This window comes from Thermanaerothrix solaris, from assembly GCF_032334255.1.
GTDB classification, from domain to species: domain Bacteria; phylum Chloroflexota; class Anaerolineae; order Anaerolineales; family Anaerolineaceae; genus Thermanaerothrix; species Thermanaerothrix solaris.
Map to the genome: position 1 here is coordinate 1,281,294 of NZ_JAUHMF010000001.1, position 19,148 is coordinate 1,300,441.

The 19,148-nt window shown below is 53.6% G+C and carries 13 protein-coding genes; 7 read left to right on the forward strand and 6 right to left on the reverse strand.

Annotated elements, in window-relative coordinates:
• Positions 1-106 precede the first annotated feature (106 nt).
• Genes QYE77_RS05960 through QYE77_RS05970 form a run of 3 tightly spaced genes read left to right on the forward strand, consistent with a single transcriptional unit; the run spans position 107 to position 7,010 of the window.
• Positions 107-1,840: a response regulator gene (locus QYE77_RS05960; protein WP_315624461.1), complete on the forward strand. Its 1,734-nt coding sequence runs from the start codon at positions 107-109 to the stop codon at positions 1,838-1,840.
• 6 nt (positions 1,841-1,846) lie between these two features.
• Positions 1,847-4,627, forward strand: coding sequence for a DNA polymerase I (polA, locus tag QYE77_RS05965; RefSeq protein ID WP_315624462.1), 2,781 nt, complete (start codon positions 1,847-1,849; stop codon positions 4,625-4,627).
• A 31-nt stretch (positions 4,628-4,658) separates the two neighbouring features.
• Positions 4,659-7,010 carry a tetratricopeptide repeat protein gene (locus QYE77_RS05970; RefSeq protein ID WP_315624463.1) on the forward strand — a complete coding sequence of 784 codons (2,352 nt, stop codon included), beginning with the start codon at positions 4,659-4,661 and terminating at the stop codon, positions 7,008-7,010.
• Between the two features lie 49 nt (positions 7,011-7,059).
• Here QYE77_RS05970 and QYE77_RS05975 read toward each other — a convergent pair whose 3' ends face one another.
• Genes QYE77_RS05975 through QYE77_RS05985 form a run of 3 tightly spaced genes read right to left on the reverse strand, consistent with a single transcriptional unit; the run spans position 7,060 to position 10,167 of the window.
• Positions 7,060-8,790, reverse strand: a complete 1,731-nt coding sequence (locus tag QYE77_RS05975) for a rhodanese-like domain-containing protein (protein WP_315624464.1) — start codon at positions 8,788-8,790, stop codon at positions 7,060-7,062.
• A gap of 24 nt (positions 8,791-8,814) precedes the next feature.
• Positions 8,815-9,921, reverse strand: a complete 1,107-nt coding sequence (locus tag QYE77_RS05980; protein WP_315624465.1) for a hypothetical protein — start codon at positions 9,919-9,921, stop codon at positions 8,815-8,817.
• Positions 9,922-9,930: 9 nt separating this feature from the next.
• On the reverse strand, positions 9,931-10,167 hold the full coding sequence (locus QYE77_RS05985; protein ID WP_315624466.1) for a hypothetical protein: 237 nt from the start codon (positions 10,165-10,167) through the stop codon (positions 9,931-9,933).
• Between the two features lie 159 nt (positions 10,168-10,326).
• On the opposite strand from QYE77_RS05985, the gene QYE77_RS05990 reads away from it, so the two are divergent.
• Positions 10,327-11,325, forward strand: a complete 999-nt coding sequence (locus QYE77_RS05990) for a LysR family transcriptional regulator (RefSeq protein ID WP_315624467.1) — start codon at positions 10,327-10,329, stop codon at positions 11,323-11,325.
• On the opposite strand, the gene QYE77_RS05995 is transcribed toward QYE77_RS05990, so the two are convergent.
• Positions 11,269-12,045: an SdrD B-like domain and LysM peptidoglycan-binding domain-containing protein gene (locus tag QYE77_RS05995; RefSeq protein ID WP_315624468.1), complete on the reverse strand. Its 777-nt coding sequence runs from the start codon at positions 12,043-12,045 to the stop codon at positions 11,269-11,271. The genes QYE77_RS05990 and QYE77_RS05995 overlap by 57 nt on opposite strands.
• 258 nt (positions 12,046-12,303) lie before the next feature.
• Here QYE77_RS05995 and QYE77_RS06000 point away from each other — a divergent pair, with 258 nt between their 5' ends.
• From QYE77_RS06000 to QYE77_RS06010, 3 genes are read left to right on the forward strand one after another with little or no spacing between them, the layout of a single operon-like run.
• Positions 12,304-13,299, forward strand: a complete 996-nt coding sequence (locus tag QYE77_RS06000; protein ID WP_315624469.1) for a hypothetical protein — start codon at positions 12,304-12,306, stop codon at positions 13,297-13,299.
• Between the two features lie 34 nt (positions 13,300-13,333).
• Positions 13,334-15,247: a DNA topoisomerase (ATP-hydrolyzing) subunit B gene (gene gyrB / locus QYE77_RS06005; protein ID WP_315624915.1), complete on the forward strand. Its 1,914-nt coding sequence runs from the start codon at positions 13,334-13,336 to the stop codon at positions 15,245-15,247.
• 26 nt (positions 15,248-15,273) lie between these two features.
• Positions 15,274-16,383, forward strand: a complete 1,110-nt coding sequence (locus QYE77_RS06010; protein WP_315624470.1) for an Ldh family oxidoreductase — start codon at positions 15,274-15,276, stop codon at positions 16,381-16,383.
• A 35-nt stretch (positions 16,384-16,418) separates the two neighbouring features.
• Here the strand turns inward: QYE77_RS06010 and QYE77_RS06015 are convergent, their stop codons facing one another.
• Together QYE77_RS06015 and QYE77_RS06020 are read right to left on the reverse strand one after the other, a co-directional pair.
• A complete protein-coding gene (locus tag QYE77_RS06015) occupies positions 16,419-18,023 on the reverse strand; it encodes a glycoside hydrolase family 13 protein (protein ID WP_315624471.1) in 1,605 nt (534 codons plus the stop codon).
• Positions 18,024-18,054: 31 nt separating this feature from the next.
• Positions 18,055-19,023, reverse strand: coding sequence for a hypothetical protein (locus QYE77_RS06020; protein WP_315624472.1), 969 nt, complete (start codon positions 19,021-19,023; stop codon positions 18,055-18,057).
• Between the last annotated feature and the right edge of the window lie 125 nt (positions 19,024-19,148).

The following is a 19,148-nucleotide window of genomic DNA, read 5'->3' on the forward strand; positions in this document are numbered from 1 at the left end:
CCAGCCTTGAATTATCCCATAACCCAGAGGGGTTGCCAAGATAAGGAGAGAAGTTTTAGGGGGATGGCGCTTGCCCAGCCTTTTCAGCCGTGATAGACTTAAAAATATGCTCGCGGACGTAAAGAAAGTTCTTGTTTACAGCCCCCAACTCGAATTTTCCGAGTATCTTCGCCTCAGCCTGGAGGAAACCGGTCTTTATCAGGTGACCCTTTGTGATTCTGCCTCAGAACTCGCCGCTCTTATCGCTCAACCCGTCTTCGATATCCTCGTTGTGGATTTTCCCGGCGGCGACACCAGCCTGGGGGAAACGCTGGAACAGTTTACCCGGAACCTTCCTGATGTCCCCCTCCTGCTCTTTCCACCCGAAAATAACCCCCATCACCGGGAAATTAATGCCATTTCTGCCTGGGCTTACCTTTCCAAACCCTTCTACCTACCCAACCTGTTACTGGTCATGGAAACTCTTTCTAGAGGCGAGAAAATTTTTTCTCCCTCTCCTCAGATGCCTAAGGCATTAGAAGTACTTCAACAACAATTGCAATCCTTTGTGGATCAGGAAGATGCCCTCGCCGCCTGGATACTCAGCGCTGGACATCCACTTGCCGAAGCAAAACACCTCGAAAGCGATCTAAGCCAAGATGTGTTAGCATGGGCAGAACAACGGTGGCAACGTTTGCTGAACAATGGTGAATGGTTGCATTATAAGAAGTCCACAAGTCCAGGTGGTGTGGTTCTGCTTTATGCTACTCCCATTACTTCCCAAACGTTGCTCCTGGTGGCTTATCCCACGATACTGCCCCTGGCACAAGCCCGTGCCAAAGGGTGTTCATTAGCCACCGCCCTTAAAGCCTCCCCCTGGTTGACGTCTGAACTGGTGTTAGCCGAAATCCAGTCTCCTTCCGCGGAGATTCTGCCTGTTGAGGACATAACCTCGCTCCATGATCTTCATGCTTCGGATGACGACGCACTGGTCAACATCCTGGATGAGGAAGCCTGGTCTACTTTAGAAGAGGAGGAAGAGGAATCCCCGCCCCCGGATTTTAGCCTGCTTGAACAATGGCTACGTGAAGCCCCTCCCCCCAATCCCTCTCACGCCGTGCCAGAAGAAAGGACGAATATTCAGCCCGATTGGCTGCCCGAAACAGCCATTGTTCCTGAAACCTCTCTTTCCACAACCGCTCCTTTCGATAGCGACTCTGAAGCCGAGGCAACCTGGGAGTTCGAAGCGGGTGAGGTGGAATTTGAAGCCACCGAAGAAGACCACACAGGTAACTTCGAACCCCCTGCGGACTTCCTTGAAGCCCTGGCAGTAGCAACCGAATCCCTGTCTTCCGCTCCACCCGACACTATGCCACCTCCCATAGGGGATGAAATTGGAACCTCGACCTTAGCGCTCACGGTTGAAGATACCCAACCTCTTTCATTGCCCTCCTCTGTTCCATCTCTTGAGGCGAAGGATCTCCTATTGACTTACACGGCGGTACTTATTACCTCATCCCCAAACGCCCTCCAAAATCCGCGCGCAACAACCGAATTATCCCGCTGGATGCCGCGCTGGTGCCAACGCCTAGGCTGGGCACTCAAACGGTTGGTCATAACCCCTAATTACCTGCTTTGGACGGTTACGGTTCCTTCGTCAATGCCACCCAGCCGTATGGTTGAGGCTGTTCGCCACCATAGCGCCTGGCGGCTTTTCCACCACGTTGGTGAGGCCATAGCCGAACAAGAGCCTGAGTCGTTCTGGGCGCCAACACATCTGGCGCTGGCCGGGGAATCGCCGCCTTCAAATGGCGAAATTGATGCCTTGATATCCCTCAATCGCTCCAACCCCAGAGGATAAAGTCCTATGCCCCCCACATTATATTTGATTGACGGTCATGCTCTGGCTTACCGCACCTACTTTGCCATCCTAAAAGGCGGTCAGCATTTGATGACCACCAAAGGCGAAATTACCACCGGCATTTACGGTTTTTGCAGTGTTTTGTTGCGTCTGCTGGATCAGGAACAACCGGAATTCCTGGCTGTAGCCTTTGATACCGGGCGGACTTTTCGCAACGATCTATTTGCCGATTACAAGGCTACCCGTGCCAAAATGCCGGATGAACTGCGTCCACAGATTGACCGCTTGCACGAAATGGTCGAGGCATTTGGCTTGCCCATCCTGGAAAAAGAAGGCTATGAGGCGGATGACGTCCTCGGAAGTGTAACCCAGCAAGCGGTCGCCAGCGGCCTGGGGGTCAAGATCATTACGGGCGACCGTGACCTGCTTCAACTAGTCAATGACCGGGTCATCGTCAACCTGGCCGGAAACAAACTCTCTGAAGCCAAGGATTATGGCCCTCAAGATGTTGTCGCTTTACTGGGCATTTACCCCTGGCAGATTGTGGACTACAAAGCCCTGGTGGGAGATACCTCAGATAATATCCCCGGTGTGCACGGCATCGGTGAGAAAACAGCCGTTGAATTATTAAAACAATTTCCCACGTTGGACGATATCTATGCGAATCTCGATAAACTGCCCCCACGCATTCGGACGCTCTTGGAGAAAGGACGCGAAGCAGCCTACCTTAGTCGCGATCTGGCGCGGATCCGCACGGATGTCCCCGTTACCCTGGATTTAGAGCGTGCCCGTACCCAAAATTTAAACTTTGCCGCTGTGGAGCAGTTCTTCCAAGAATTAGAATTTCGCAGCCTTATCCCAAGGCTCAAAGCCTTGCAACAGAAAACACCGCCGGCCAGTACACAACTCTCGCTCTTTGGCCTGCCCCTTACCCAGGTTGGCACCCCCGCTGCACCTGAAACGCGTTATCACATCGTCAACTCCCCATCCGCTCTCGATGCCCTCTGCGAACGCCTAGAACAAGCCACAGACATCGCCTTTGACACCGAGACCACACATCTGGACCCCCTGCGCGCCGAGTTGGTGGGGATTTCATTGGCCATAGAACCCGGTGAAGGCTACTATATTCCGCTTGGTCACGTTGGTAGTGAACCTCAATTGCCTTGGGAACTCGTGCGTGAACGCCTTCGCCCCTATCTTGAACATCCCCGCAAACCCAAAGTGGGGCATAACATGAAATACGATCTGCTGGTGCTGGCTGAGCACGGCCTGTGGGTCTCCCCGCTTAGTTTCGATACTATGATTGCCGCTTGGCTGCTCAATCCCGAAGGATATAACTTCAACCTCAAAGGGTTGGCCGAAGCCTATCTGGGAATTCAAATGACCCATATCGAAGAATTAATCGGCAAAGGCAAGCAGCAACGTTCTATGGCTGAAGTCCCCGTGGAAATGGTCGCCCCCTACGCCGCCGCCGATGCCGAAATATGCCTGCGCTTAAAACCATTGCTCGAATCACGCCTGAAAGAGGTCAATGGTTTGCGCCTGTTTGAAGATATCGAAATGCCATTGGTGCCGATATTAGCGCGTATGGAACAGGCTGGCATTGCGCTGGATGTGCCCTTCCTGCGCCAGATGTCGCGGGAATTGCAACAGCGAATGGCTGAAATCGAAAGTCAGATTTTTGATATTGTGGGTTATCCCTTCAACCTTAATTCCACCCAACAACTTTCACGGGCACTCTTTGAAACCCTCCGATTGGAGCCACCGGACCGGCGCAAACGCACCAGTAGCGGGCACTACTCTACCTCGGCCGAAGTGCTCGAAGAGATGCGCTCGACCCACCCGATCATCGAAATGATCCTAGAGTACCGCGAGCTAGCCAAACTCAAATCCACCTACGTAGATGCGCTGCCCGAGCAGGTCAATCCAAAGACCGGTCGTGTGCACACATCCTTCAACCAAACTGGCTCGGTCACCGGCCGCCTGGCTTCGTCGGATCCTAATCTGCAGAACATCCCAGCGCGCACCGAAACCGGGCGGATGGTGCGGCGGGCTTTTATTGCCGCGCCCGGCAAAGTGCTCATCTCGGTGGATTATTCCCAAATTGAACTGCGCATCGTTGCCCATATCTCCGGCGATGAAGCCATGATCAACGCCTTTCTGGCTGGACAAGATATTCATGCCGCCACCGCTGCCGCGATTTACGGCGTTCCCTTAGACCAGGTGACCAAGGAACAACGTCGTCATGCCAAAGCAATTAACTTTGGCTTGATTTACGGGATGAGCCCCTATGGGCTAACCCGCACCACCGACCTCACCCTGGCCGAAGCCGAAAATTTTGTCCAGGCCTATTTCAAACAATTTCCCCGCGTCAAGGATTATATCGAGAACACGCGGGCGCTGGCCGCCCGCCAGGGTTATGTTGAAACGCTCTTAGGGCGTCGGCGTTACTTTCCCAATCTTAAAAATCCCCCTAACCCTGCCGTCCGTCAGCGTGAAGAACGCGAAGCCATCAATGCCCCAATCCAGGGCACAGCCGCCGATATCATGAAAATTGCCATGGTGCGCCTGCCATCGGCCTTGGAAGGGGCCGGACTATCTGCTCGCCTGCTACTGCAGGTACATGACGAACTGGTGTTAGAATGCCCCACCGAGGAGAAAGAGAGCACCGCGCGCGTGGTGAAAAACGTAATGGAGAATGCCTACACGTTAGTGGTGCCCCTTCTCACTGAGGCGCGGTGGGGTATAAACTGGGGCGAAATGGTTGCATTTGAAAATTTAAGTTGAGATACCGACAATAAGTAAGAATGAGGGAAACGTGGCCGGGAATCGCGAACTTTATCACCACGAAATGAACGAAGGGCATTCAGCCGCCTGGGACCAGAACTGGGAACTGGCCGCTCAGCATTACCGCCGCGCCTTGGAAGAATTCCCCGAAGATCCGCAGGCGCTCAGCAACCTGGGGTTGGCCCTTTTCGAATTACAACAATTCGATGAAGCCCTCACCGTTTACCAGCGCCTGGCCACGCTTCAACCCGAAGAGCCGCTGGCCTACGAAAAAATGGCCCGCATATATGAGCGGCTGGGACGACTCAAAGAGGCTGTGCGGCTGGGTCTGCAGGCAGCAGACCTTTACCTCAAAAATCGCGAGGTTGAAAAAACCATCACCAACCTGATCCGCGTGCTTAGCCTGCAACCCGAGAACCTGACCGCGCACAGTCGTCTAGCGCTCATATACGAGCGTCTGGGGCGCAAGGCAGAGGCCGTAGAAGCCTACCTGGCAATGGCCAGTATCCTGCAACAGAACAACGATGTAGCCAAGGCAATCCAAACTGTGCAGCACGCCTTGAAACTACTTCCCGGGAGCGCCGAAGCCACCCAAGCCCTCCAAGCCCTGCGCACCGGCACGCCGTTACCTAAGCCCGCTCGTCCCCGTGGCGGTACCGGGCCGGTGCGCCTGGCCGAAATCCTGCAAGCAGATGCCGAAGATGAAGAGCGCGCACCCCTAGATCCCATTAGCGAAGCGCGCCAGCAGGCCTTGATCCAATTGGCAACCTTGTTATTTGACCAGGCTGAACATGCCGCCACCTCCAGCACGGCCTCTTCGTCACGGCGAGGTCTGAGTGCCCTAACCCGCGGCAGTGGCACCGTGCTTCCCACCAACCAAACCGACCTGACACGGTTGCTACTTCACCTTAACCAGGCCATCGAATCCCAAACCCACGGCGACGATGCCCAAGCCCTGCAGGAACTGGAACGTGCAGAAAAGTTAGGGCTGGTGCACCCGGCCCTTTCCTACAACTTGGGATTATTGCTAGCCGAACGCGACCCCGCCCGCGCTCTGCAATACCTTTATCGTGCCACGGCTCACCCTGATTTTGCGCTGGCAGCCTTCCTATTAATCGGACGGGTGGCTTCTAAACTGGGCAATTTGAGTGAAGCCGCAGTGGCTTTCTTGCAGGCCTTGCGTTTGGCGGATGCCCAAACCGTCCCTCCCGCTCAGGTGGATGCCCTGAACCAGACTTATGAATCCATTATCGAGGCACAACGGAGCGAGAAAGACGCCCAAAAACTTAAGGCATTGTGCGAAAGCATTGAAAGCCAATTAGCCCAATCCGGCTGGCGCGAGTTACTCCAAAAAGCCCGCCAGCAATTGCAACAACAAGCGCCTGACAAAACGTCTCCCCCACCCCTCGCCGAGATGTTGCTCGAAACCCGTAGTACGCAAGTCATTGAAGCCCTTGAGCACGTACGCCAACTGGCAGCCCAACAAAAACTCTACTCGGCCATGGAAGAAGCCTTCCGCGCGTTAAGTTTTGCACCCACCTATCTCCCTTTACATGTCCAAATCGGCGACCTGATGATGCAAAAAGGGATGACCCAGGAAGCGGTCAACAAATACCGTCTGGTAGCGCGCTTATATCATCTACGTGGCGAAACCGGCCAGGCGGTGACCTTGCTTCAGCGCAGTGTGCAAATGGCACCCATGGAACTTTCGATCCGCCACTACCTCATTGAACTGCTACTGCACCAAGGGCGTACCGATGAGGCGGTGCAGGAAACCATGGCACTGGCAGACATGCATTATCACCTGGCAGATCTTGATCTCGCCCGCCAGACTTACTTGAAAGCCCTCCGCATCGCCCAGCAATCACGGGAGTATCGCCAGTGGGCCCTGCTCATCCTGGGTAAGGTCGCCGATCTCGACCAGCAACGCCTGGATTGGCGTCAGGCCGTAAATACCTATGAACAAATGCGAACGCTAAAACCCGACGATCGTGACTTACGCGCAAAGATTGTAGATCTCTATTTTCAACTGGAAGAAGATACCGCCGCCCTCAATGAAATTGACAACTTTATCCATTTTCTTATCAGTGCCAATCGTATTGAGGATGCCATCCAATTCCTGCAGGATTTGATCCTCGAATATCCTACAAAAAAGTTGCTTTTACGCTATCGCCTCGCCCATCTTTACCGTCAGATTCAGCACGTGGATCACGCCGTGGCTGAACTCGATGCCATTGCCGATGGCTACATTGAACTTGGTGACACCCAGCAGGCAGTGCGCATTGTGCGTGAGATCATTGCCCTCAATCCCCCCAACAAAGCCGACTATGAATTGGCTTTACGAAAATTGTTGAATAGCCTCCCCCCCTCCCCCCGGGAATAAAAAATTGGGTGGGGTAGTCCCCACCCAATTTTTCCACCCATCCATACACTTACTTCACAACGGGTAATTGGGCTGCAATCCAGGCATTAATGCCACCGGCGAGGTTGCTGACATTCGAGTACCCAATCATCCGCAGCGCCATCATGGCCAGCGCCCCACGATGACCGGACTTGCATAACACAACAATCGGTGTCGCCTTGTCCTGCGGTAACTCGCTCATACGGGCAAAGAGCTCGTTGACCGGAATGTGGACAGAGCCTTCAATGTAGCCATCCGTTTTCAATTCATCCGCGGTGCGCACATCCAAGATAAAAGGCTTATTCGCCTCCCCCAAGGCTGCTTGCAGATCAGGGGCTTTGATGGTGTAGAAGTTTTCCGGCAAGTTGCTAAGAAAATCGTCCAGACCTTTGAAAAGCGCCTGATTTTTGATCTCCGGTGCCGTACCTGCTGTTGGCGCTGCGGGCACATTTCCAGTCACCACCGGCAAATTGGCTTTCTTCCAGGCATTCAAGCCACCGCCCAGATTACGCACATCGGTATAGCCTAACAGGCGCAGTGCTGCCATGACCAGCGCACCGCGATGACCTGAAGCACAGTAAATCACAATCGGCTGATCCTGAGCCGGGAGTTTATCCAGATTCTTCAAAACCTCACGCACAGGAATGTGAATCGCACCCTCGATGTAGCCATCCTTCTCCAGTTCGGCGGCTTCGCGCACATCCAGCAAGAAGGGCGGTTTATCAGCCAGGGCTGCATTCAGATCAGCCGCAGAGATGGCGTAGAAGTCTTTGGGCAGGTTGGTCAGAAAATCGTTCCAGGTCGCGTTCCAATCCACCGCACCTTCGACGGGCAACTGCGCCGCTTTCCAGGCGTTCAGGCCACCGGCCAGATTAACTGCCTCATAACCCAGCAGACGCAACCCCATCATGATAATGGCGCCGCGGTGCCCCGATGCACAATAAATCACCAGCGGCGTGTTGGTAGGCAGTTCATTGAGATGGCTCATGAACTCACTAAACGGCAGTTGAATCGCCCCTGCGATGTACCCTTCAGTTTCAACCTCTTTGGGGGTACGCACATCAACTAGAACTAACGTCTTGCCCTCAACCATATCGGCATTGAGTTTATCCGCCTTGACGGTATAGAAACCCTCGGGCAAGTTGCTTAAGAAATCGTTCAACGTCTGATAAAGGGCTTGGTCTTTGATTTCCGGTGCCATCCCGGCCTGAGGCGCAGCAGGCATCGAGCCGGTCACCACTGGAAGATTGGCTTTCTTCCAGGCCCCCAGACCACCTCCCAGGTTGCGGACGTTGGTATAGCCCAGCAATTTGAGCGCGGAGAGAACCAGCGCACCACGATGCCCAGACGCACAGTAAACGACAATAGGCTGATCAGGTGCAGGTAACTTATCCAGGTTCTTCAGCACTTCGCGCACCGGAATATGCACTGCCCCCTCGATGAAACCGTCCTTCTCGATCTCAGCCGCCTCGCGCACGTCGAGCAGGAACAGTGGCTTTTCAGCGAGTTCCTCGTTCAATTTGACTGCGCTGACCGTACCAAATCCTTTTTCTGCCGGAAGATCAGCGATTAACTGCGTCCACAGCGCTGCAATATCCGGCTTAACTTCGACCGTGGGACTAGGAAGCGCCGTCGGTTCCTGAGTCGGTGCTACAGTTGGCTCAACGGTTGGCGTGACGGCAGGTGCAGCAGGCGCACAGGCACTCAGTACCAGGCTGAGCACAACCAACAAAATGAGAGGTGTGGAAACCTTACGAACCATTGTAAAATCCTCCAAAATATAGATTTACTTTATAAAGGGGAGTGTGGCAGGTACATCTTCAACAATCACGTTGCGATTGGCCTCCAATTCTTCGGGTTTGACTTTATCAGGGGTCAAAAAGAGTGAAGCATTCCCATGGCACGAGTTACACGAGCGGTTTTGTGGGGTCTGACGTTGAATATTATGCGGTGTGGTGTAGGTCCAGGTTGGTAATAAATTGTAGTTAGGCAATAGATCCGGGCCGTAATATTCAAAACTGGTCGGTGCAACCGGTACGTGGCGCAGAAGCACATACTCATACGGCCGTTCACGACTGGGCCAGGGGTTGCGCCCAATCATGAAGGAAAGGTAGGTGGCCTCGGTCTTGAAAAACGGATTTCCCGTTTTATCGCTTATAGCCACATGGCAACCATCGCAACTGGTGTATTCCACAGCATGACAAACCTGGCAGGCCACCTTGTCGCCGTGAATGGTATGTTGAGGGATAGGATCGTCTGCCCGGCCTACTTGAGCATGACAATCCTTACATGCCGGTTGTTGTTTACCCCAGTAGCGGTGTTTGGCAGCGTCACCCTCGGCGGTGTGCAAGTCGTCTCCAGAATGGCAAGCCATGCAGTTCATGCGGCCTTCGCGGAAGTGAACATCGCCGGGAATGTCCTCATGTTTGCCTAAATATTCTGCGCCCACGCGAGTGCCATGGCATGCCGTGCAGGTGCGCGTCATCGGGGGCGTCTTCTCAACCTGGTGCCCATTAAGCAAACCACCACCCACGGATTTGGGCTGGCTGATATGACAATCACCACACGTCGTATGGCAGGACGAACAATGGTTCTGCATGGCGGTTTGAAGAGCGGGGTGATTCTCGGGCAAACTGCGAGAATAGACAACCGTCCGATAACCCTGCAGAGAGGCATGCAAACTGGTGGAGAAACCATCCACAATTTCTCCGTGGCAGGCCCCACAAATGCGACCGGCGTCCTGGCTGGGATCAGCGATCAAACCGCTGTGAGCCGTGTCCTTATCCGGCGATTGCCGTCCACCATGGCAAGCAATGCACCCCGCCCGCCCATGGATAGAGTTAATGAAGTCCGCATTGACCAAAACTTTCTCCCAAGGCTCCAACGGAGCCACATCACCCCCTCAACCCACCCCTTCAGACTCGCTGGGCGCCTTTTCTTCAGGTTTAGCGGTTTGTATGAGTGCATTCTTATCGGTATGACATGATACACAGTAATCTACCGAACTCTGGGGGGTATAAACTGCCGCAGGAAGAGTCGGTGTGGGCACTGCGGTAGGCGCAGGGTTAGCCTGAGCCGCACACGCTCCCATTAACATCCCTATCCCGAGCACAATGATTACCTTTAGCATCCGTTGCATGTTCTCTCTCCCAAGTGGGACAAAATCCTTTTAATCTCCCCTTCATTTTACGGAGTTGACCTCAAAACAATTAGTGCCTTTTATCACAAATACTGCAACGAATTGATTATGGCTTATAATTAGAAAAACTTATCACAACTCAGGGAGAGAGACCAAATTATGCTCAACCCCTACCAATTACAAGTCTTCCTGACCGCTGCCGAAACACTGAACTTCTCCCGAGCCGCAGAGAAACTTGGCCTTTCTCAACCCTCGATCACCCAGCACATTCATCAGCTGGAAAGCCAGTTAGGGGTTACCCTATTCATCCGCAAAGGGCGCAAAATGGCCCTCAGCGAAGCGGGTATGGCCTTGATTCCTCTGGCCCGGCAAATCTTGTTGGTGAACTCGCGGGCAGAAGAATTGATGCAGAGTTTACGTGGCGAGGTCATCGGGCATCTGACCATTGGCTGTAGCACCACACCGGGCAAGTATCTGCTCCCACTCATCCTGGCGCGCTTCATGACTCAACACCCACGGGTGCAAGCCACCGTCCATGTAACCCCACGCGCGCTGGCGCTAGAAATGCTGCGCAAAGGAGATGTAGATTTCGCTTTCTCCAGTAGTTTTGACGAATTGGATCGGCACATCGAATTTCGGCCTTTCTACCGCGAACCGGTGGTGCTGATCGTTCCCCCTGAGCATCCGTGGGCAGCCCAAGGCGAAATTTCACCCCAAGACCTCACGAACGAGTGCTTCGTTATGCGTGAGGAAAGCGCAGGAACTTACCGTGTGGTCCGCAACGCCCTGGCTAGACACGGCTTGCATGTACACGACCTACGCATCGTCCTGACATTGGGAAACTCAGAGGCTATTGTGATTGCCGTGCAAAGAGGGATCGGCGTAGGATTTGTGCCTCATTCCGCCGTTGAGCAGGTGGGAAAGGGGAAAGTTGTGATCGTTCGGGTGCGTGATATGGAATTAACCGAGGATATTTTCTTTTGCCGCTATCGCCTGCATCCCTTGGGTAGCGCGCAAGAAGCTTTCTGGAATTTCTTGGCTCAAGTAACGCCAGAGGACCTGGCTATCCAAACACCTGAACGTGGATTATGCGAAGAACGCTCAGCGGCGCAGCAACAGGCGGGCATAGATCCCCAACCCAATCCCCACTACCAGTAAAATGGCACCTAAAATGGCCAACAACGGAGAGCGAGGGGTTTCCGCCACTTCGCCGGGCTGGGCGCGGGCGCTGAGTTGAGCCCCAAAGTCCAGCGTAGTGGTATCCCCGGCGCGCAAGGTCAACGCGTAATTCATGCGTGTGGTGGGGTTATACCCTTCCGGGACCGCAATGCTGATGTTGTAATCACCCTCTGGTAATTCATCAAAGCACACTGGATCTGTTCCGCTCTGACTTGTCCCCTCACGAGAAATCTTTCCCAAGCGGTCAGTAATGCTGATCGCCCCACCGGAGATGCCTTCCTCGCCATTTTCAACCTGTGCATTACCGTTTATGTCATTGAAAAGGAACACACAAATGCGGCCGTTCCCCTGGAAAGGTGTGGGGGAAGGCAGGATCGGTGTGGGTGTTGCAGTAGGGCCAAAGGGAGTAGGTGTTGGGGCCACAGTACCCAGCAGAAGGCTTTGCCCTTCGCGCAATGTGCAGTTTGCATCCAGGCCGTTCAACAAGCGGAGATCGTCAATCGAAACCCCGGTGAGCAGTGAGATTCGGATACAAGTATCTTGGGGTTGAACAATGTACAAAATTCGACCATCCGGCAAAGCAGTTGGGGTGGCATAACTCACCTGCGCCGGTGGATGTGCCGCTGGGGATGGCCAAACCGCTGCCATCAAAAGAATGGAAAGCCCTGTTAGAAGAAAAAGTCCAGTGATGCGTCTCATGGGTGCGTTGGGCAAATTATATCATACCCCCTTAAAAGCCTTTTAAATGATAATGACGGTGTTGCAAAAACCTCGGCATCCAAGAGATAGCGTACTACGGTAAATCACCTTAGAGAATTGGGCACACGATGCTGGGATGACATTGGAATACTTTAGACCCATAATTGTAAACCCGAGTACGAAAATCACCACCACAGAAAGCTGTCGGCGATTCTTTTAGCAGGATCGGGATAAGGCCTGTGGTAAAATGTAACACGTATGGCTGGTCTTCAGGAATCCGTTCAAGAGCAACCGCCAGGCATCATGGCGGCTTTTATTGCCGGTTTTAATACCGTGGCAGGGCATCTCTATTTAATCCTGCTACCGTTAGGGGTGGATTTGATATTGTGGTTTGCGCCGCGCTTGCGCATCGAGCAGTTACTTACCCCCTACTTTCAAACGGCAACCACGCTCCTGGAGCGCTCGGGGACGCCAACCACCCCTGTACCCCTTAGCGAATTGTGGCAACCCCTGCTTAAAGGGATTAACCTGTTAGGTTTACTCAAGACCTTTCCCATCGGGGTGCCCAGTTTGCTCACCGGGTTCTCAGACGCCACGCATCCCCTGGGAACTGCACCCAACGTGCAAATCAGCAGCATGGGAGCGCTATTAGGGGTTAGCATAGGGTTGATGGTAGTGGGTTTTACCCTGGGCTGCATTTATTTTGCCTTGTTGGCTAGTGCTACGGCTGAGGATAACCGCATCAACTGGCAACTGTTCTTTACCCGACAAATGCCCTCAGCACTATTATTTTGCGTTCTGTTTTACCTTATCCTCGCCCTCATGAGCGTACCAAGCCTATTTATCTTGGGGTTCGTTTTATGGCTACTGCCCGGGGCGGGAAACATTGCCTTCTTCGTGGTCACCATACTCATTTTCATGGTCTTGTTTCCCTTGATTTTCACCCCTCACGGGATATTTGCTTTGAATCTCAAACCCATCCAGGCCGCCCTTAAAAGCATGGTCTTGGTTCACCCGTTTTTACCCCGGTTGCCCCTATTTGTCCTTGTGGCGTTAACTTTGGGCCAAGGTCTGGATTTATTATGGCGCTCCGCTCCACCCGACTCATGGTTAACCCTGGTGGGTATCCTCGGACATGCGTTTATCTACTCCGCCATTCTCGCCGCCAGTTTCATCTACTATCGTGGCGGCATTCAATGGATGGAATTTTTAGTTCAACGTACGACAGCCAAGATGACGGCCGAAAGCAAATGACGTTACAAGGTATTTGGAGGTAAGCGTGGCACAGATGAGTGCAACGACAAGTTATGGCGCTAAGGACATTCAGGTTCTAGAGGGACTTGAAGCGGTACGCCGCCGCCCGGGGATGTACGTCGGCGGTACCGATTTGAAGGCATTGCATCATCTCGTGTACGAGGTGGTAGACAACTCCATTGACGAAGCCCTGGCCGGGGCATGCAATCGCATTGTGGTGACCATTCATCCCGATAGCAGCGTTACCGTAGAGGATAACGGGCGCGGTATTCCGGTAGATATCCACCCCGAAAAGAAAAAATCGGCCCTGGAAGTGGTAATGACCACCTTGCACGCAGGGGGAAAATTCGGTCATACCAGTTATAAGGTCTCCGGCGGCTTGCATGGCGTGGGCGTCTCTGCCGTGAACGCACTTTCGGAATGGTGCGAGGTTCGAGTCAAGCGCGAGGGCAAAATTCACTTCCAGCGTTATGAGCGTGGTATTCCGCTAGAACCGGTTAAGGTCATTGGTACCTGTGCCCCCGAAGACACCGGCACCATCACCACGTTCAAATTTGACCGCGAAATTTTCAAAGGGGATGTGGATTACAAGTTTGAGACGCTGGTACAGCGCTTCCGCGAGATGGCTTTCGTCACCCGCAAGGTCGAAATCCGGCTGGTGGATGAGCGTACCCAGCGTGAGATGACCTTTTATTTTGAGGGTGGGATAATCTCGTTTGTGCACTACTTGAATCGCAACCGCGAGGTACTTCACCCCGTTTTCTACGTCGAGAAAGAGGTTGAGAACATCGGCATTGAGGTCGCCATCCAGTACACTGACGCTTACGCTGAATCGGTGTATTCCTTTGCCAATACCATCAACACGATTGACGGTGGCACGCACCTCACTGGATTGCGCACTGCCGTTACCCGCGTCCTCAATGATTATGCCCGCCGCAATGGTCTGCTCAAAGACTCTGACCCTAACTTCACCGGGGATGATACGCGCGAGGGCATGACCGCCATCGTCAGCATTAAGCACCCCGACCCGCAATTTGAAAGCCAGACCAAGGTCAAACTGATGAATCCCGAGGTACAGACCTACGTTCAGCAGGTCGTGGGTGAGGCGCTGGCAACCTTTCTCGAAGAAAATCCGGCAGCCGCCAAAGCCATCATTCAAAAGTGCCTGACCTCTGCCCGCGCCCGCGATGCGGCACGTAAAGCGCGCGATTTGGTTATCCGCAAATCGGCATTGGAAAGCCTGACCCTGCCCGGTAAACTGGCCGATTGCTCGGAACGCGATCCTCAGAAGACCGAACTCTTCATCGTTGAGGGCGATAGCGCAGGTGGCTCGGCTAAACAGGGACGAGATCGCCATTTTCAGGCTATCCTACCCCTGCGGGGAAAAATTCTCAACACCGAACGTGCCCGCCTAGATAAAATCCTCTCAAACAATGAAGTTAAAGCCCTGGTTTCGGCTTTGGGCACCGGGATCGGCGAGTCCTTTGATCTAAACAATCTGCGCTACGGGCGTGTCATTGTTATGACGGATGCCGATGTGGATGGCAGCCACATCCGCACCTTACTGCTGACCTTCTTCTTCCGTTACATGCAACCTTTGATCGAAAACGGTCACCTCTTCATCGCCCAGCCCCCGCTCTACCGCATCGCCTACAAGGATCTTGTCCGCTACGCTTATACTGAAGCCCAGAAAGACCAGATCCTCAAAGAGTTGGGCATTCCCGCAGAGAAAGCCTCCATCCAGCGCTATAAAGGCTTGGGCGAGATGAACCCCCAACAATTGTGGGAGACCACCATGAATCCCCAAAATCGCACCCTGATGATGGTGACAATTGAGGATGCCGCAGCCGCCGACCGCACCTTTGACATGCTGATGGGCGAGGCAGTACCTCCTCGAACGCGATTCATCCAAACGCACGCACGACTGGTGAAAAATCTCGATATTTAGCCGTAGGGTCTTACTGGAGGTTGTCCATGCCACGGGTTTTGCTTTTTCGGGCTGAGGCGCTAAAACACTACATGGAGCGCTTTTTTACCCACTTGGGCGTCCCCGCCGAGGACGCCCAAATTGCTGCCGACGTGTTGCTGGCTGCTGACCTGCGCGGAGTTGCCTCACACGGCATCATTCGTCTTCACACCTACTATGGCAACCGGATTCGCAAAGGATTGATTGATGTCCGCTCTCCCCTGCGCGTGGTACGTGAATCACCTGCCACGGTACTGTTGGATGGCGGACAAGGCTTAGGGCAAGTGGTTGCTTATCGCGCCATGCAACGTTGTATTGAGAAAGCGCAAGAGGTGGGAATGGCCATGGTTACGGTGCGCAACAGCAACCACTACGGCATTGCCGGCTACTACGCCATGATGGCCCTTCCCCATGATATGATCGGAATCAGCCTGACCAATTCACAGCCACTGGTGGCGCCTACCTACGGCCGTAAAGCCATGCTGGGCACAAACCCCATCGCGGTCGCCGTACCTGCCGGCCAGGAGCGCCCCTTCGTCCTGGATATGGCGACCAGCATTGTCCCGATTGGCAAGATCACCGTCTATGACAAAGCCGGGTTACCGATTCCCGAGGGCTGGGGAATTGATGCCCGAGGCAATGTGACCACCGATCCTAAAGCCGTGTTGCAAGGTGGCGCCTTGCTTCCCCTGGGCGGCACCGCTCTAATGCGTGGCTATAAGGGATATGGGTTGGCCATGGTGGTTGACATTCTATCCGGCGTGCTCTCGGGTGCAGCATACAGCATTGATGTAGCCCGTCCCGGTGAGGGCCAGGCGGCGAATGTTGGCCATTTCTTTGCCGCCATCCGCGTGGATGCCCTGCGCCCGGTGGATGAATTCAAAGCCGATATGGATCGTTTGATTCGCATGATCAAAGACTCCCCCAAAGCTGAGGGTGAAGAACGCATATATATCCACGGTGAAAAAGAATTCGAGAACGCCGAAAAGTACGCCCGTGATGGTGTGCCCTTGCTGGTAGAGGTTGTCAAATCGCTCCGTGAAGGGGGTGAACAAGTCGGGGTGCCGTTTGACTTGGAGCCACTGGGCGAGCGCGAGGCCGATCTAGACAGTGAGTAGCCAGTATTTTCTCATAGGCTCACACCAATTGCGTCCTAAGCCTCGCGTTCTAGAATTACTGCTTCATCGCCGCGCAGAGTGAGGAAACCATCCCGCGGCATGAGCGGCTCATCCCTGGTTGAGATCAGTGGCCGCCAGCGAAAGGCACTCAGCGTTCTCCCCATGGCTAAACGCACCGGGCGCGAACTGAAATTAAGCGCCACCAGGATGGTTTGATGCTCATCTTGACGTAAATAGGCCAACAAGCGCCGTGGCTCAAATGTCAGCGGCTGGAAAAGACCGCGTCTTAGCGCCGAATTTTCCTTCCTTAACCTCAGTAGACTCCGATAGTAATTTAGCAATGAATGCGCATCTCGGCGTTGGGCTTCCACATTGCGGTGACGATAATTAGGATGAACCGGAAGCCATGGGTGGCCAAGGGTGAAACCCGCATGAGGCGAATCATCCCACTGCATGGGTGAACGGCAACCATCACGCCCTTTGTAAAACGGCCAGTAACGTTTCCCAATGGGATCTTTGATTTCCGATCGCGAAACTCGAATGTCGCGCATGCCGATTTCTTCCCCATAATACATGAATGGCGTACCCCGCAGAGTTAATAACAGGGTTGCCGCCACCTTGAGACGCGCATCGTCCTCGCCGCGTCCATAGCGAGTAGCAGCACGGGGATTATCGTGATTATTAAGCACGTAGGTTGGCCAGGAGTCATCCCCAAGAGCTTGCTCCCAATCCTGGATCGCACGCAAAAACCGCTCCGGCCGCCAAGGGGAATGAAGAAACGTAAAGTCAAACGTCGCGTGCAATAAGCCAGGAGCACAATAGCGGGCGGCCTTTTGGGGGGTGCTCAGAAATGTTTCTCCCACCGCATATCGCTCGGGATAAGCATCTAAGATCTGACGTATTTCACGCAATAGAGGGAACATTTCCGGCTGGTCAATATCGTAAATATGCTGCTGGCGGTCAAAAGCACGTAACCCTAAACGAGGGGGGTTATCCGGAAAATCAGGATGCTTGAAATACACATTGAACACATCCAGGCGAAAGCCATCCACTCCCCGCTCTAACCAGAAGCGGAAGACATCAAGGAGGGCCTCGCGCACTGTTGGATGACGCCAGTTTAAATCAGGTTGTTCCTTGTAGAACATATGAAAGTAGTACTGGCCACGTTGAGGTTCATACTCCCATCCCTTGCCCCCAAAAACCGAAGCCCAATTGTTGGGCGGTCCACCGCCGGGGCGGGGATCGCGCCACAAATACCAATCGGCGTATGGATTATCGCGAGATTTTCGTGATTCCTGAAACCAGGGATGTTGATCTGAGGTATGGTTGAGCACCAGATCTAGAATAACTCGAATGCCACGGCGATGCGCCTCAGCCACGAACCGATCAAAGTCCTCCAGACTCCCAAAGCGGGGATCAATGGCCAAGTAATCGGCAACATCATAACCGAAATCCACATCTGGAGAGGGGAAAATGGGTGAGAGCCAGATTGCGTCTATGCCCAAATCGGCCAGGTAATCCAAGCGCGCTGTTATGCCCGGCAAGTCCCCCAGACCATCACCATTGCTATCCGCAAACGAACGGGGGTAAATCTGATAAATGACCCCATCACGCCACCAGAGAAAGTCCGTTGAAGGCATGTAGGTGTTTCCTCCATGAAGGAATTTTTATCTATGGCTCCCATTGAAAATGAATGAGCGCAAAGAGATAAGGATTATTCTCCACGTATTCCACTCCTACCAACCAAATGCGCCAATCCAAGTCTATCCCCGGCGTTCCTGGTTTGAAAATTTTATAAACGTTGATGTTACGATAACGCGCCGGCCAGGCATACTCTTCCGCAACGCCACCAACGGTGCGGTCGTTACACCGGATCTCATGCGGATTTTGGATCGCATCGCGTAAGACCGGTAGGACAGCCTCCTGGAAGGACCCCCGAGTATCTAACCCGCTGGCCGGATTGGCACCCCAATTATGAACATAGGTGCTGTTAAAAACCCACCGCGCATGTGCCGGATCAAAGTTGATAACGCGACCACTACGCCAAAGCCAGATATCTACCCCATGGACAGGGCTGACCAGCGTTGCCAACAGACGGCCATCGGCCTGGCGTATGGCTTGTTCGAACTGCTCAATCAGGCTCGCGGTTTCGGCATTACAAAAAGCCTCTGGTGGCACATACTGGGTCAAAAAGCGTCCGTTAACCCAACCCCGGAGCGGGGATTCCGAGAGCCACTCTATCTCTTCCCAGGTGATATTTTGCGCCTGGGCTCTCTGGCCCGTCAAATGGATTTGGGTTGCGTCATAGGGTAAGGTGCCAACCACATCATAGTTCACCCCTGGTCCAGAATGAACACTCAACCCCTCGTCAGGCTCCACCCCTACTACAGCATAGGTATACAAACCCTCCGTTGTGGGTGTTGGCTTAGGCAGAGTTGCGCTAGGTGTCGTAGATGGAATGGGCACCGTTGTTGGTGTGATCACTGCGGTAGTAGCCGCAGGTGTTGGTAACAATGGCGATGTCGGTGTAGGTGCTGGTAATGAAGCCGTGGGAGTAGAGACAGGTGTACGCTGGCATCCCACCAGAACCATCCCCGCGATCAATCCTCCAAGGACAACGTAAGTGTAAATGGCTTTCATTCGACCCTCCTCTCATGAACCCAAACCCCGTTTGTATTATAAATAGCAACGCTGCCCTTGTCACCCCTAAAGAGATGTGTTAAAATGTAAAGCGTCAATGCCGCCACAGAAAGCGCAAGCACTGA

Coding starts and splice junctions, on each gene's coding strand:
- QYE77_RS06010 (WP_315624470.1), top strand. CDS start 15,274: ATGCCACGGGTTTTGCTTTTTCGGGCTGAGGCGCTAAAACACTACATG.
- QYE77_RS05975 (WP_315624464.1), bottom strand. CDS start 8,790: ATGGTTCGTAAGGTTTCCACACCTCTCATTTTGTTGGTTGTGCTCAGC.
- gyrB (WP_315624915.1), top strand. CDS start 13,334: ATGAGTGCAACGACAAGTTATGGCGCTAAGGACATTCAGGTTCTAGAG.
- QYE77_RS05960 (WP_315624461.1), top strand. CDS start 107: ATGCTCGCGGACGTAAAGAAAGTTCTTGTTTACAGCCCCCAACTCGAA.
- QYE77_RS05995 (WP_315624468.1), bottom strand. CDS start 12,045: ATGAGACGCATCACTGGACTTTTTCTTCTAACAGGGCTTTCCATTCTT.
- QYE77_RS05990 (WP_315624467.1), top strand. CDS start 10,327: ATGCTCAACCCCTACCAATTACAAGTCTTCCTGACCGCTGCCGAAACA.
- QYE77_RS05985 (WP_315624466.1), bottom strand. CDS start 10,167: ATGCAACGGATGCTAAAGGTAATCATTGTGCTCGGGATAGGGATGTTA.
- QYE77_RS06000 (WP_315624469.1), top strand. CDS start 12,304: ATGGCTGGTCTTCAGGAATCCGTTCAAGAGCAACCGCCAGGCATCATG.
- polA (WP_315624462.1), top strand. CDS start 1,847: ATGCCCCCCACATTATATTTGATTGACGGTCATGCTCTGGCTTACCGC.
- QYE77_RS06015 (WP_315624471.1), bottom strand. CDS start 18,023: ATGCCTTCAACGGACTTTCTCTGGTGGCGTGATGGGGTCATTTATCAG.
- QYE77_RS06020 (WP_315624472.1), bottom strand. CDS start 19,023: ATGAAAGCCATTTACACTTACGTTGTCCTTGGAGGATTGATCGCGGGG.